At 73.4% G+C, this 14278-nt stretch carries 15 protein-coding genes; 5 read left to right on the top strand and 10 right to left on the bottom strand.

Features of this window, described 5'->3' with window-relative positions; genetic code table 11:
- Positions 1–151: 151 nt before the first annotated feature.
- On the bottom strand, positions 152–841 hold the full coding sequence (locus tag M4D82_RS04505) for a DUF11 domain-containing protein (RefSeq protein ID WP_249764782.1): 690 nt from the start codon (positions 839–841) through the stop codon (positions 152–154).
- A gap of 234 nt (positions 842–1075) precedes the next feature.
- On the bottom strand, positions 1076–1516 hold the full coding sequence (locus tag M4D82_RS04500) for a hypothetical protein (protein ID WP_249764781.1): 441 nt from the start codon (positions 1514–1516) through the stop codon (positions 1076–1078).
- A 293-nt stretch (positions 1517–1809) separates the two neighbouring features.
- Between M4D82_RS04500 and M4D82_RS04495 the strand changes: the two genes are divergently transcribed.
- Positions 1810–2244: a hypothetical protein gene (locus M4D82_RS04495; RefSeq protein WP_249764780.1), complete on the top strand. Its 435-nt coding sequence runs from the start codon at positions 1810–1812 to the stop codon at positions 2242–2244.
- 35 nt (positions 2245–2279) lie between these two features.
- Here the strand turns inward: M4D82_RS04495 and M4D82_RS04490 are convergent, their stop codons facing one another.
- The gene (locus tag M4D82_RS04490; protein ID WP_249764779.1) at positions 2280–2525 is read right to left on the bottom strand and encodes a hypothetical protein; all 246 of its coding nucleotides are present in this window, start codon (positions 2523–2525) and stop codon (positions 2280–2282) included.
- Between the two features lie 125 nt (positions 2526–2650).
- On the opposite strand from M4D82_RS04490, the gene M4D82_RS04485 reads away from it, so the two are divergent.
- The 3 genes from M4D82_RS04485 (at position 2651) to M4D82_RS04475 (ending at position 6748) form a co-directional block, all read left to right on the top strand.
- Complete coding sequence (locus M4D82_RS04485) at positions 2651–3844, top strand: sensor histidine kinase (RefSeq protein WP_249764778.1); 1194 nt, start codon at positions 2651–2653, stop codon at positions 3842–3844.
- On the top strand, positions 3796–4536 hold the full coding sequence (locus M4D82_RS04480) for a response regulator transcription factor (protein ID WP_502989047.1): 741 nt from the start codon (positions 3796–3798) through the stop codon (positions 4534–4536). The genes M4D82_RS04485 and M4D82_RS04480 overlap by 49 nt, the downstream gene beginning before the upstream one ends.
- Positions 4537–4666: 130 nt before the next feature.
- Positions 4667–6748 (top strand): SpoIIE family protein phosphatase, encoded by a 2082-nt coding sequence (locus tag M4D82_RS04475; RefSeq protein WP_249764777.1) that lies wholly within the window; start codon positions 4667–4669, stop codon positions 6746–6748.
- A gap of 74 nt (positions 6749–6822) precedes the next feature.
- Here M4D82_RS04475 and M4D82_RS04470 read toward each other — a convergent pair whose 3' ends face one another.
- Both M4D82_RS04470 and modA read right to left on the bottom strand, forming a co-directional pair.
- Positions 6823–8757 (bottom strand): ABC transporter permease, encoded by a 1935-nt coding sequence (locus M4D82_RS04470; RefSeq protein ID WP_249764776.1) that lies wholly within the window; start codon positions 8755–8757, stop codon positions 6823–6825.
- Between the two features lie 222 nt (positions 8758–8979).
- Positions 8980–9810 (bottom strand): molybdate ABC transporter substrate-binding protein, encoded by an 831-nt coding sequence (gene modA / locus M4D82_RS04465; RefSeq protein ID WP_249764775.1) that lies wholly within the window; start codon positions 9808–9810, stop codon positions 8980–8982.
- A 678-nt stretch (positions 9811–10488) separates the two neighbouring features.
- On the opposite strand from modA, the gene M4D82_RS04455 reads away from it, so the two are divergent.
- Positions 10489–10860: an RNA-binding S4 domain-containing protein gene (locus tag M4D82_RS04455; RefSeq protein ID WP_249771453.1), complete on the top strand. Its 372-nt coding sequence runs from the start codon at positions 10489–10491 to the stop codon at positions 10858–10860.
- A gap of 135 nt (positions 10861–10995) precedes the next feature.
- Here the strand turns inward: M4D82_RS04455 and M4D82_RS04450 are convergent, their stop codons facing one another.
- The 5 genes from M4D82_RS04450 to M4D82_RS04430 form a co-directional block, all read right to left on the bottom strand.
- Complete coding sequence (locus M4D82_RS04450; protein ID WP_249771451.1) at positions 10996–11418, bottom strand: PTS-dependent dihydroxyacetone kinase phosphotransferase subunit DhaM; 423 nt, start codon at positions 11416–11418, stop codon at positions 10996–10998.
- A gap of 17 nt (positions 11419–11435) precedes the next feature.
- On the bottom strand, positions 11436–12056 hold the full coding sequence (gene dhaL, locus M4D82_RS04445; RefSeq protein WP_249764774.1) for a dihydroxyacetone kinase subunit DhaL: 621 nt from the start codon (positions 12054–12056) through the stop codon (positions 11436–11438).
- Between the two features lie 87 nt (positions 12057–12143).
- Complete coding sequence (dhaK, locus tag M4D82_RS04440) at positions 12144–13148, bottom strand: dihydroxyacetone kinase subunit DhaK (protein WP_249764773.1); 1005 nt, start codon at positions 13146–13148, stop codon at positions 12144–12146.
- Positions 13149–13486: 338 nt separating this feature from the next.
- On the bottom strand, positions 13487–13792 hold the full coding sequence (locus M4D82_RS04435) for a YkvA family protein (RefSeq protein WP_249764772.1): 306 nt from the start codon (positions 13790–13792) through the stop codon (positions 13487–13489).
- An 18-nt stretch (positions 13793–13810) separates the two neighbouring features.
- The gene (locus tag M4D82_RS04430; protein ID WP_249764771.1) at positions 13811–14275 is read right to left on the bottom strand and encodes a MarR family winged helix-turn-helix transcriptional regulator; all 465 of its coding nucleotides are present in this window, start codon (positions 14273–14275) and stop codon (positions 13811–13813) included.
- Positions 14276–14278 lie beyond the last annotated feature (3 nt).

Genomic DNA, 14278 nt, shown 5'->3' with positions numbered 1-14278 from the left:
GGCACCGTTCCGGGGGTTTCTCCCTCCGGCCGTCGCGGGGAAGCGGCGGTCTGGGGCTGTTCGGAAGGCGCCCGTCTCCTCTCATCGTCCCCCGGCGGGGGCCGGGTGTCGACCGGGGTGGGAGGGGGTGCGGGGAGCCGCGATGCGAGGGCTACTTCGAGACGGCCAGCACGCCGAGCGTGCTTCTGTTGTTGCCGGGGTTCGGGTCGCCCTCGGCGGTGATGGTGGCGTGGATGGCGCCGGGACCGGCCCGGGTGATGGTGGCGAGCACCGGGATCTGGTTCTTCGTTCCCTTGGGGAGGTTGCCGCCGGTACACGTGTAACCCGTCGAACCGCCCGAGCACTGGAACCCGTTGAAGGTTCCGGACTCCGGAGGACGTCGTACGGTCACGGTGCCGGACGTCTGGACGGTGATGGTCACGCCCGTGGCGTCGGCGCCGGGGTTGGAGTAGCCGATCCAGTAGTTGCGGTTCGTTCCGGCGGGCGGGTTCTCTTCGCCGGTGATGCTGCCGATGGCCACGTCGGACGGGGCGTTGGCGGAGCCGGCGGGCTCCGAGCAGACCTCGTTCGAATTGTAGTTGGTACCGAACGCCCCGCCGACGTCCTCAGACCCTCTGGTCCCGGTGTTGATCACCGCGCAGTAGGCCACACCTGCCCGGATACCGGCGTTCACGGTTTTCACCACGGTCCTGTTCACACTGGGGACCTCGCCCGCGACCTCGACGCGCCGCGTCTCGCCCGTACCGTCCTTCGGTCGCAGGACGAGTATGTGGCGGGAGTCGTCGGGGTCGGTGTCGCGGAAGGTCACCGTGACGTCGGGAGCGTCCAGTTGCACGCTCACCAGTTGTGCCGCCGAGGCCGGTACGGAGAGGCCGATGGCCAGTGCGCACGCCGTCCCGGTGACGACCGCCGCTCGGCACGTCCACCGAAGGCGCGCTCGGTCGGTCGGGGGAAGCCTGCCGGTCATGGGATGCCCCGTTCTCGAAGCGGATGGGACACTTCCATGCTCCGCCCGGCCCCGGACCCCGGCAAATCCCGAGAGGCCGGTGCGGCCGCCCCGACGCGCGGCCCGACCTCAGTAGCGCAGGGCCGTGCCGACGTCGACCTTCACCTGACCCGACAGGCCGCGCGTGCTGCGCGCCGTGCCCTCCTTGAACCCGCCGGCGGGCACGTTCGCGACGGTCACGACCACCGTGTCGAGGAGGTTCCCGCCGGTATCGCGGAAGTTGACCTGGACGGCGAAGGACTTGGCGGAGTCGGTGGAGTTGCGGACGGTGACCGGGACGGTCGGGTGGTCGTCCCCGTGGGTCGCCGGCTGACCCAGGGTCACCGCGTCCTTCGCGTCCACGCCGCCCTTGACCTCGCTCAGCTTCTTCCGGGCCGCGTCCGAGGCGGACCGGAGGGCGTCGCCGGCCTGGGAGGCGGCCGACGCCGCCTGGGAGGCCACGTCCGTGACCTTCTCCTTGGCCTCGTCCCCGCATCCGGTCGCCCCCGCGGCCAGCGCGACCGCGAGCACCGTTCCGCATACCTTTCGCGTCCAGCCAACACGTGTAACGGCTGTCACCGCCGCCTCCTCGTTCGGGTTCGCTCGGCCTGATCCGCCCTCCGTCCGGCCCAGTCAACCGCCGGCGGGCGGCGGACGCACGTCCGGGCGGGCCCGACGGGTGAGTGAGGTGGCGTATCAACGGATGCGGAACCAGAGCCCGTATGCGAGGTTTGTCCGGAACTGGTCAGAAATGATCATACCCGCCATGGACTCCCCTCACCGGATCCACCGGATCCAGTGGAGAGTTGAGAAAGGCACCACCCATGAAGCGTTTCGCGGCGACCACCCTGATCTGCGCCACCGCGGCCCTCGGTCTCAGCGCGTGCTCCGACGACAAGGACAACACCACGCCCAAGGAGGAAGCGACCCAGGCCGCCCAGGCCCTGTGTACGAACTTCTCCGAACTCAAGGGCGACACCGCCAAGCTGCGCGCCCTCGATCCGGCCAACGCGACCAAGGACCAGATCAAGGAAGCCTACGACGCCGTCAAGGAGGATCTCGACGCGATGGGCGACAACCTTCAGTCCCTGGAACAGGCCAAGCGCGACGCCCTCACGGCCGCCGGCGACAACCTGAAGAAGGCCTACGAGGACCTGCCGGGCGACACCACCGGCCAGAACACCCTGACCGCGATCCGGCCCCACGTCGTGAAGCTGGAGGAGACGGTCGCCGCCTCCTCCACCACGCTGAAGTGCTGACGGCCGAGCCGGCCGCACGCACCCCGACGCACAGGTCAGCGACGCCCTCGACGGCTGAGGGCGTCGCCCGCCGCGCCCACCGCCAGACCCAGCGCGACCATGACGACGTAGCCGAAGACCTCGTAACCGTCCGGCACGAGGAAACGGACGAAGCCCATGAAGTGGATCCAGCCGAACCACTCGTGGAGCAGCCCGCTCCCGCCACCGACGACGAGGACGAAGCAGAGCAGCCCCGAGAAGGCGGCCCCGGGGGACTTGGAAGAGGAAGCAGTGGAGGTCATGCCCCGACGGTAGGTCCGCGGCGCGGGCGCGCGGATCGGTCTTCCGTCGCCGCCGCTCGTACTTAAGTATCCGTTCCGGATCCGAACGGACCGCCCCGCGCCCCGCACGCGTAGATTCCAGGGACATGCGCCGCATCACCCGTACCCCCCGCGACTGGGCCGCCGACCTGGGGCTGATCCTCTTCGCGGCCTGCTTCGCCGCCGTCAGCTCGCAGTCCATCCCCCTCCCCGAGGACCTCCACCCGGCCTGGCGGACGGCCGACCAGGTCGTCGGAGGGCTCGGCTGCGCGGCGCTGCCGCTGCGCCGTCGGTGGCCGGTCGCGCTGGCCGTCGTCCTGCTCCTCGCCGGCAGCCAGGCCCACTACCTGACCGGCCCCGCGATGGTCGCGGTGTTCACGGTCGCCGCGACCCGCCCCTGGCGCGTCACCGCGGGCGTGGCGGCGCTGGCCTTCGCCCCGCTGCCCCTGTTCCTGTGGCGGATGCCGGAGATGTCCGAGGAGCGGGTCGGCGCGGCCGCCACGTACTTCGCACTCCTCGCCGGCGCCGTCGGCTGGGGCCTCTTCCGTCGCTCCCGGCAGCAACTCATCACCTCGTTGCGCGAACGCGCCGAACTCGCCGAGGCACAGGCCCGCACGGAGGTCCGCGAGGAGATCGCCCGCGAGATGCACGACGTACTCGGGCACCGGCTGTCGCTGCTGAGCCTGCACGCGGGCGCCCTGGAGTTCAACCCCGGAGCGCCCCGCGAGGACATCGCCCGCGCCGCCGGGGTGATCCGCGAGAGCGCGCACCTCGCGCTGAGCGACCTGCGCCAGGTGATCGGGGTCCTGCGCCAGGAACCCGGGGCCGCGGACGCCGCCGCCGGCGGCGGCGAGCGACCCCAGCCCGAACTGGCCGATCTGGCCCGGCTCGTGGACGAGACCGCGGCGGCGGGCACCCCCGTCGAGCTGAGCGGCCCGCCCGGCGGGGAGGCGCCGCCGCCCGAGGTGGGGCGTACGGCGTACCGGATCGTGCAGGAGGCGCTGACGAACGTACGCAAACACGCGCCCGGCGCGACCGCCCGGATCCGCGTCACCGGCGGGCCGGGGCACGGGCTCGACGTCGAGGTACGTAACACGTGTTCGGCCGCGTCGTCCCCCGCGCCCGCGCCCGCGAGCGTGGGCGCGGGCGGCGGCCACGGACTGATCGGCCTCGCCGAACGGGCCCGCCTCGCGGGCGGAGAACTGACGGCCGGACCCGCCGGCGCGGACTTCCGCGTCCACGCCCGACTACCCTGGCCCGGTCCGGCCCTTTCGGACCCCGCCGGAGAGGAGCGCGCGTGATCCGCGTCCTGCTGGTCGACGACGACGCCATCGTCCGCGCCGGCCTGCGCCTCATGCTGGGCGGGGCGGACGACATCGACGTCGTCGCCGAGGCGGCCGACGGGGCGCAAGTGCCCGCGCTCGTGGCCGCGTACCGTCCCGACGTGGTGCTCATGGACATTCGCATGCCGGGTGTCGACGGGCTGACCGCGACCGAGGCGCTGCGCGCCCGGCCGGAGGCCCCCGAAGTCCTCGTGCTGACCACCTTCCACACCGATCTACACGTGTTACGTGCCCTGCGCGCGGGCGCCGCCGGTTTCCTCCTCAAGGACACCCCGCCGAGCGAGATCGTCGCGGCGCTGCGCACGGTCGCGGCCGGCGACCCGGTGCTGTCGCCGGCCGTCACGCGCCGCCTCATCGAGCAGGTGGCGGCGGGCGACGGCGGCCAGGACTCCCGGGCCGCCGCCGCACGGGCCCGGCTCGACTCGCTCGGCGCCCGCGAGCGCGAGGTGGCCCTGGCCGTGGGGCGCGGCCTGTCCAACGCGGAGATCGCCCGCACCCTGCACCTGGCGCTCCCCACCGTGAAGACACACGTGTCACGCATCCTGACCCGACTCGACCTCAACAACCGCGTGCAGATCGCCCTGTTGGTCCATGACGCCACCCCGCCACAGGCCCCGGGAGGCCGCCCAGGAGCCTGGCCGAGCCGCTGAAACGTGCCGGCGCGGCGGTCGGAGTGGCGGCCCGAGCGGCGGCCGGAGCGCGTACGGAGCGCCGTACGGGACGGCCGGCCGCCGGCGCGTGCGCGTGCCGACGACGGGGGAACGGTGAGACCCTGGCCTCATGGACCAGCGGGGACGGACCCCCGAGGTCGACTGGCCCGCGCGGCCCGACCTGAGCCTCGCGCTCAACCGCATGGGCACCTTCGACTGGGACCTCGACAGCGGACGCATGCATCTGGACGCGACCGCCGCCGAGGTCGTCGGACTGCGCCCGGAGGAGTTCGACGGAACCCCCGCCGGGCTGCGCGAGCGCGTCCTGCCCGGCGACGAGGCACGCCTCGACCGGCGCGTCTCCCAGGCCCTGACGGACGGGCGCAGCCACTACGGGGCCTACTTCCGCACCCGCCGCCCCGACGGCTCCACCGCCTGGACCCACGTCCAGGGACACATCCTGCGCGAGCCGAACGGTCGCGCGTACCGCATCATCGGCATCCTCCGCGACGCCGACCACGACCCGGGCGAGCCCGGCGCCGCCGGCGAGCGCGACGAAGGGCGCCGCCGCATGACCGGCGTCGTCGAGCGCACCACGGCGATCCTCGCCCACGCCCGCACCGTCCACGACGTCACCGACATCCTCAAGGACCCGGACGCCCTCGGACACCTCGGCGCCGTCAGCGTCATGCTCGGCATCGTGGACGGCGCACGGATCCACCTGGTCGCGGAGGGCCGGCTCGGTTCGTACGTGCCGGAGATCGAGTACACGCGCATCGACGCGCCCTTCCCGATGAGCGAGGCCGTCCGCACCCTGCAGCCGGTCCTCATCGCCTCTCGCGAGGAATTCCAACGCCGCTACCCGCAGCTGTGGCCCTACATCGAGCCGCTGTCCGTACGCAGCGGGGTCTACCTGCCGCTGATCGCCCAGGGCAAGCCCATCGGCGCGATCGGACTGCTCTACACGCGCGACGGAGACTTCACCGACGAGGAGCGCAACGTCCTCGTCGCCCTCGGCAGCGGCATCGCGCAGAGCCTCCAGCGGGCGATGCTCTTCGAACAGGAACACGACCTCGCCGAGGGCCTCCAGCGGGCCCTGCTGCCCCGCCGGATCCCGCAGGTGCCGGGCGCGTTGATCGCCGTACGGTACCGGGCCGCGCGCATGGGCCGGGACATCGGCGGCGACTGGTATGACGTGATACCACTGGGCGAGGGCCGGGTCGGCGTCATGATCGGCGACGTCGAGGGACACGACACGGACGCGGCCGCCGTCATGGGTCAGCTGCGGATCGTGCTCCGCGCGTACATCCTCGAAGGCCACACGCCCGGTACGGCGATGGCACGTGCCAATGTCTTCCTGCGGGACTTGGCCACGGAACGGTTCGCCACCTGCACCTACGCCGAACTGGACCTCACCACCGGCACGCTGCTCCTCGTCCGCGCCGGCCACCTCGACCCCGTCGTACGGCGCGGGGACGGCAGCTGCCACCGCGTCCGGATCGCGGGCGGGCTGCCGCTGGGGCTGCCCGCGCGGGAGGCGCAGGGCGGTGCGGGAACGGCCGAGGGGGCGCCGGAGGTCGGAGCCGGCTACCCCGTCTCCACCCTCGAACTGCACCCGGGGGACACGTTGATCCTGTGCACCGACGGCCTCGTCGAACGGCCCGGCGGTGAGCCCGAGGCGGGGATGCGGGAGCTCCTGGACGCCGTCCGGGAGGGGCCTGCCGAGGTCGAGGAGCTCGCCGACGTGCTGTGCGACCTCGTCGGGGACGCAGGTGGCGGGGACGACATGGCGTTGCTCGTGTTGCGTCGGCGCGGCACCCCGGCCCCGCGCGGCGGAGGCCCGCTGCGCCAACGTCTGAGCCCCGGCGACCCCGAGGGCCCGGCGCTGGCCCGCCACCTGATCCGGGCGGCCGCCGCGGCGTGGGGCGCGGGGGAGCGGGCGGACGAGATCGAGCTGGCCGCCGACGAGCTGATGACCAACGCACTCGTGCACACCGAGGGCGGCGGCCACGTCGGCATGCGACTGACCGCCGCCGGCCGGATCCGGGTCGAGGTCGAGGACACCAGCAGCGCCCTGCCACGCCGCAGGGAGGCGGGGGACTGGGCGGTCTCCGGCCGGGGCCTGATGCTGGTGGACACCCTCGCGGACGCCTGGGGCGTGGAACCCCGGGGCGGCGGGAAGCGCGTGTGGTGCGAGTTCATCGTCCCGTAGCGGGGGCAGGGGGCGGCGAGCGGGCGGACCGGGGGCGGGTAACACGAGTTACCCACCCACCACCCACCCCCTCGCTACAACCGGACCAACGTGACCTCGGTGGCCTTCACGCTCGTCCACACCGACGCGCCCTCCGCCACGCCGAGTTCGGCGGCGGCCTGAGGGGTGATCTCCGCGACCAGGTCCGGCGCCTCGGACGAGGCGATCAACACGCGCAACCGGCTGCCGACCGCCGTGATCTCCCGTACGGTTCCGGGCCAGACGTTACGAGGACTGCCGCCCGGCTTCTCCCGGTGCACCGACACCGCCTCCGGGGCGATGATCGCCAGCGCCGGCGCTCCCTCGGGCAGCGCCTCGGCCACCACGAGCCGCCCCCCGCCCCGCAGCGCGAGGCCCTCGGCGGAGGCCGTCCCCGACCAGGCGTTGCGCCCGAGCATCCGGGCCACCCACGGCGAACGCGGGTGCCGCGTGACCTCCCCCGGCGGGGCGTCCTGCAGGGTCCGCCCGTCCGCCAGGACGAGGACCCTGTCGGCCAACGACACCGCTTCCACCGGATCGTGCGTGACGATCAGGCACACCCCGCCGAAGTCCGCGAGATGCGTCCGCAGCGTGTGCCGCACCCGCGCCCGGGTCGTCTGGTCGAGGGCGGCCAACGGCTCGTCGAGCAGCAGCAGGCGGGGTCGGGCCGCCAGCGCACGGGCCAGCGCCACCCGCTGCGCCTGCCCGCCGGACAACTGGCCCGGCTTGCGCCCGGCGAGGTGCCCCACCCCGAGCCGGTCCAGCCAAGCCCGCGCCTCACGACGGGCGTCGGCGCGCGGGACCCCCCGGGCCCGCAGCCCGTACGCGGTGTTCGCGAGGGCGGTCAGGTGCGGGAACAGCGCCCCGTCCTGCGGGACCCAGGCCACCTGCCGCTTGTGCGGGGGCAGGGAGGTGACCTCGGTGTCGCCGAGCCGCAGCACGGCGTGGGCGCGCGGGGTCAGGCCGAGCAGGGCCCGCAGGAGGGTGGTCTTGCCGGCGCCGTTCTCGCCCACCACGGCGATGGTGGTGCCCGGTTCGGCGGTGAGGGTCAGCTCGTTGAAGCCGGTCACGTCCGCGTGCAGGGACCAGCGGCCGCCGTCGTGGGGCGCGGCGTCCTGCGGCTCCGGAGCGAGGTCGGGGGCGGCTGCGCTCGGCTCGTCGGCCACCGCGTGGGCCACGAGCGTCCTGCGGTCCAGGGGGGTGCCCGTCCAGCGGCCGCGCAGGGCGATCAGGACGCCCATCGCGATGGCGAGCAGCAGCAGGGAGACCGAGGTGGCGGCCTCCGGCCGGTCCTGGAGCAGCAGGTAGACCTGGAGCGGCAGGGTCTGGGTGGTGCCGGGCAGGTTCCCGGCGAAGGTGATGGTCGCACCGAACTCGCCCAACGCGCGGGCCCAGGTCAGGGCCGCGCCGGCGATCAGGCCGGGGGCCACCATGGGCAGCGTCACCGTGAAGAACACCCGGACCGGCGAGGCCCCGAGGGAGGCTGCGGTCTCCTCGTAGCTCGGCTTGAGGCCGCCGAGTGCCCCCTCCAGGCTGATGACGAGGAAGGGCATCGCCACGAACGTGGCCGCGAGGACCGCCCCCGAGGTGTGGAAGGGCAGGGTGACGCCGAAGGTGTCCTCCAGCCAGGGGCCGAGCAGCCCGCGCCGCCCGAACCCCAACAGCAACGCGACACCACCCACGGTCGGCGGCAGCACCATCGGCAGCAGGACCAGCGAACGGACGAAGGCCTTCCCCTTGAAGGCAACACGTGCAAGCAGCCAGGCGAGCGGTACCCCGAGGAGCAGCGAGAGGCCCAGCGCCCAGAGGGACACCAGCAGCGAAAGCTTCAACGCCTCGACCACGCCGGGGCTGGACAGGTGATCGCCCAGCTCGCCCCATTGGGTGCGGGTGAGGATGCCGACGAGGGGCAACAGCAGGAACGCGACGGCGAGCAGCGCGGGCAGCGCCAGTGTCACGGGGGGCCGGGTGCGGGTGCGGGGTCTGCTCATGAGTGTTCCTGGCCGGGGGCGGTCGGTCGATGCGGTGGGTGTGGCCGTGGGCGTGGGCGTGGTCGTGGTCTTGGGATCGGAGGGTACGGGGTGCCCCGGGCGGGGGGAGCGGCGTACGGGGGCGGCGTACAGGCACGGGGGACCGTATGCCGCGATACGCGGAGGAGACTGCCCGTCCCCCCGGATCGGGCAGTCCCCTTCCGCGCCGAGCGGCGCGCCGCGTCACGCCTTCTGGAAACCGGCGTCCTGGAGGACCTTCTGGGCCTCGGGCCCGTTCAGCCACGCCACGAACGCGGCGGCGGCCTCGGCGTTCTTGGACTGCTTGAGCGTGGCGGCCGGGTAGGAGGCGACGGCGTTCTGGTCGTCGGGGATGTCGACCGTGACGACCTTGTCGCCGGACTTGGCGGAGTCGGTCTTGTAGACGAGACCGGCGTCGGCCTCGCCGAGCTCGACCTTGGAGAGGACGGCGCGGACGTTGGGCTCCTGCGACACCGGCTTCACCTCGATCTTCTGCGCGTCGAGGATCTGCTTGCTGTAGCGGCCGACGGGGACCTCGGGCGCCGCGAGGACTAGCTTGATCTTCGAGTCGGCGAGGTCCTTCAGCTCGTCGATCTTGAACGGGTTGGCCTTGCCGGCGGCGATGACGAGGCGGTTCTTCGCGATGACGGTCGCGGCGTTGGTCTCGGCCTTCAGGCCGTCCATGGTCTTGGTGTCGGCGGTGACGAGTGCGTCGGCCGGGGCGCCCTGCTTGACCTGGGCGGCGAGTTCCTGCGAACCGGCGAAGGAGAAGGTGACCTTGGTGCCGGGGTGGGCCTTCTCGTACGCGGCGCCGGCGGTCTTGAACACGTCGGTGAGGGAGGACGCGGCCAGGACGGTGAGGTTGGCGGCCTTGGCCTTGGCTTGGGCGGGGGAGGAGGCGGAGGCGGAGTTCGCGGCGGAGGGGGAGGCGGCCGCCCGGTCCGTCTTGCCGTCGCCGCAGGCCGACAGCGGGATGAGCAGGGCGGCGGTGAATGCGGCGGCGGTCGCGCGGCGGCGGTTCAGGGAGACGTACATGGTGGAGGCTCCTCGGTCGGGTCGGCGGCCGGCCGCCGGTACCGCGTGAAGTGACCCGCGCCGGTGACGGGCGGAGCGGGTGGGGACGAGCGGGAGGGGTGCGACGGGGGCGGGGTGGCCCGACGCAGTGGGTATCACGTGTAACGGGCGGGCTGCGCGGCGGTGCGACGGGTCAGGTGCCGTCGGCGCGCACGCTGGTCGACTTCACGCGGGCGGTGGCCCGCACGTGGCCGAGCCTGACGGCCGTGACGATGCCGGGGAGGTCGCCTCGGTGTGGGCGCCCCGGCCCACCCCCACGGAGCGAGCGGCCAGGTCACGGCCGTCGATCTGGCGACCGCCGCCTTCGTCGCGAGGGGTCACGACCCGGCCGGCGCCGGCCCGGCGACGTGCTGCATCCGGGCTGACGCCCGGCAGACGCGCCGCCCGTCCGTGGGTATAGGACTGCATGTGCGACAAGGTAGGCCCACTAGTCCGGCATTTGCAATTCATTTTGGCGCATCTACGCAGCAGATGCCAGGGGTGTTGTGTCATCTGCCGAAATCCGTTCCGCTTCCGCCGCCCCGAATGGATAGGGTTTTCGGCATGGCAGAAGCAGATACGCAGAAGCGGGCGGCCGTGACGACGGGTGCGGGCGCGGACAAGGCTTCGGGTACGGGCTCGGGCGGCGCGACGGTGGCGATGGAGGCGGGGACCGCGCGGGTGGACGCGTGGATCTGGTCGGTGCGCCTCACGAAGACCCGTTCCGTGGCGGCCACCGCCTGCCGCGCCGGTCATGTGAAGGTCAACGGCGAACGGGCCAAACCCGCGCAGCAGGTTCGGGCGGGCGACGAGGTACGGCTCTTCCACGCGGGCCGGGAACGGATCGTCGTGGTCCGGCGTCCGGTGACCAAGAGGGTCGGGCCGCCCGTCGCCGCCGAGTGCTACATCGACAACAGCCCGCCGCCGCCCACCGCCGTCGAGGCGGGTGTGGTCGGCATCCGCGACCGGGGCGCGGGCCGGCCGACGAAGCGGGAACGCCGCGAGATCGAAACCCTGCGCGGGCGCGGCTGACGGTACGGGGGCGGGACGGGGCGCGTCCGGTGCTTCGTCCCGCGCGCCCGAAGGGCCCGAGGGACCTGCGGGCGGAGCCCCGCGCGGCATGGGCGACCGACGACCGACGAGCGCCGGGCTGCCGCCCCTCCCGCCTCACGTCTTGCGGTACGCGTACGCCTCCCCGGCCGCCGCCGCGACCGCCTCCAGGTCGGCGCCCGCCGACGCCGCGACCACCGCCGCCACCGCCCCCTCCAGGAACGGCGCGTCCACCAGCCGACACCCCGCCGGCAGGTCGCCGTCCTCCAGCAGGGCCTTCACCGTCAACACCGAGCTGCCCAGGTCCACGAGCAACGCCACCCCGGCACCCCGGTCCACCTCCGCCACGGCCGCGAGGATCTCCGCCGCGTTGGTGCCCAGCCCGCCGTCGGGTCCGCCGCCCGCCGGGGCCACCGGCGCCACCGCCCCGCCGGCCGCCAGGCCCCTGGCCAGCTCCGCCACCGACCGCGCGACCTCCGCGCTGTGCGACACCAGGACGATGCCGACCACCGCGTCCGATGTTCCCGTCGCCCCGCTCATCGCCCCGTCCGCCGCGCTCACGCCGTCGCCCCGTCCGCGCGTTCGGCCGCGTCCGCCAACGCCCCCAGCAGCAGCGCCGACGACGTCGCCCCCGGGTCCTGGTGGCCGACGCTGCGCTCCCCGAGGTAACTCGCGCGGCCCTTGCGGGCGAGCATCGGAACGGTCGCCAGCGCCCCGCCGTCCGCCGCGTCCCCGGCGGCGCGATAGGACGTGGCGAGCGCCGCCACGCCCGGCAGCAGCGCGTCCAGCATCGTCTTGTCCCCGGGCGCCGCCCCGCCCAACTGCGCGACCGCCGCCACGCCGGCGTCCAGGGCCTTGCGCAGCTGCTCGTCGGAGACCTCGGCGTCGTCGCCGAGCTCCTTGCCCGTACGGCGCAACAGGGTCCCGTAGAGCGGTCCCGACGCGCCCCCGACCGTGGAGATCAGCGTCCGGCCGGCCAGTTGGAGGACCTTGCCGGGAGGGGTGGCCGGTTCGGCGTCCGCCAGGGCCGCCCGTACGGCCACGAACCCGCGCAGCAGGTTGTTGCCGTGGTCGGCGTCACCGATGGGGGAGTCGAGCTCGGTGAGCCGGTCCGCCTCCCGCTCCACCGCAGTGGCGGTGGTGTCCATCCAGTCTCGGAAGAAGTCTGCGTCACGCACCGGATCTCCTCGCCTCGTACCGCCCTGCCCGCCCTGTCCTGTCCGTCAGGCCGTCCTACGCCTCACCCTACGGCGGGGGCGGCCGCCTCACCGGCCCCAACGCAGCGCGGCGGTCTGCACGGGGGCGTCCCACAGTCGCAGCAGTTCGTCGTCGACCCGGCACAGGCTCACCGAGCAGCCGGCCATGTCCAGCGAGGTGACGTAGTTCCCGACGAGGGCCCGCGCCACCGGCACCCCCCGGGCGGCCAACACACGTGTAACTTCCGCGTGGAACCCGTACAGCTCCAGGAGCGGGGTCGCCCCCATCCCGTTCACGAGCGCCAGTACCGGACCGTCGCCGGGGCCCGTCTGCGCCAGGTCGTCCAGTACGGCGCCCACCGCCGCATCCGCGATCTCCCGGGCGGTCATCATGGGCCGCCGCTCCCGCCCCGGCTCGCCGTGGATGCCGACCCCCAACTCCAGTTCGTCGGCGGGGAGATCGAACGTCGGGCTGCCCTTCGCCGGGGTGGTGCAGGCCCCGAGCGCGACGCCGAAGCTCCGTGAGGACGCCACGACCTGCCGGGCGAGCGCCGAGACCCGCTCCAACGGCGCCCCTTCCTCGGCGGCGGCCCCGGCGATCTTCTCCACGAACAGGGTGGCGCCGGTACCGCGCCGCCCGGCGGTGTAGAGGCTGTCGGCGACGGCCACGTCGTCATCGACCAGCACCTGTTCGACGCGTAGCCCGTCGTCCTCGGCCAGTTCGGCCGCCATGCGGAAGTTCAGAACGTCGCCGGTGTAGTTCTTGACGACGAACAGCACCCCCTGGCCGGCGTCGACGGCGATCGCGGCCCGCAGCATCTGGTCGGGGACGGGTGAGGTGAACACCTCGCCGGGACACGCGGCCGACAGCATCCCGTACCCGACGAACCCGGCGTGCAGCGGCTCGTGCCCCGAACCGCCGCCGGACACCAGTCCTACGCGCCCGCCGGCCCGCGCGTCCCGCCGGACGACGATGCGCGCCTCCACGTCCACGTCCAGGTCGGGGTGGGCGGCGGCCATCCCGCGCAGGGCGTCGTCGACCACGGTGTCCGGAGTGTTGATCAGCATCTTCACGGCAGTCTCCCGGTGCGCCGGCGGTGGGCTTCTCGGGGTCGACGTTAGGTGAGGGAGGGCGCCCCGGGTGGCAGAACGCGGGGGTTGCGCCGAGACGGGTCCGGTCGGCGCGTTACTCGTGTTTCCCGCCCGGCCGGCGAACGGGAGCGGACGGGGAACACGGCGTGTGTGCCCCGTCCGGGCCCGGCGTCTACATGCTCTTGCACCTCGGACGGCAACTCCACCTGGTGGACCAGGACCGCTCACGCCCGCCGGGCGTTGCACGTGTAACTCAGTCGCCGCCACTTCGCGCCTGTCCGCCCTCGGCGGGGTGCGGCAGGTCCCCGGGGGCGAGACACTCAGACGGTCCGGTCGGCGGACCGCGTGCCTTCGCGCGCCCCGGCCGCCGTCGCGGCGGCTTGCAGGGAACGCAGCGCGAGCAGCAGCACGCCGATGTCGTCGAGGTACACCGGGTCCGGGATCAGATCCACCGGCGAGACGGTGTAGACGACCGCCACCCAGAACAGCGCCTTGTCCCGCAGGGGGATCCCCGCGTCCAGCAGCAGCTTGCGTGCACGGAGGATCCGTACGAGCAGCACGGCCGCCGCGACCGCCGCCCCGAGGGCGACGACCGCGAGGATGATCAACCAGACTTTTCCGTCCATGAAGGACGTTCTACCCCGTCAGGCGTTCTGATCCCGCAGTCGACGGCTGACCTCGCCGAGGCCGTCGGCGAGAGTGTCGAGCTGTTCCGGGGTGAGGATGTCGATGAGGATCTGCCGGACGACCGCCACGTGGCCCGGTGCGGCCTCCTCCAGTCGGGCGCGGCCGGCGTCGGTGAGGACGGCGAAGACCCCGCGTACGTCGGAGGGGCAACTGCGGCGCCGGACCAGGCCCGCCTTCTCCATCTGCGTGACCTGGTAGGTCAGTCCGCTCTTCGAGTTGACGAGCCCGTTGGCGAGCTCGGTCATCCGCAGCTCGTTGTCGGGCGCGGCGGAGAGCCTGACGAGGATCTCGTACTGCGGGTGGGAGAGTCCGGAGTCGTCCTTGAGCTGTTGGTCGACACGGCGGTTCACGAGGGAGGAAGCGGCCAGGAAGCCGGCCCAGGCGCGCATCTCGCGGTCGTTCAGCCATCTCGTATCAGCCATGCG

The sequence above is a fragment of the Streptomyces sp. RerS4 genome, assembly GCF_023515955.1.
GTDB lineage: Bacteria > Actinomycetota > Actinomycetes > Streptomycetales > Streptomycetaceae > Streptomyces.
This window is presented reverse-complemented; position numbering and strand designations above follow the sequence as displayed.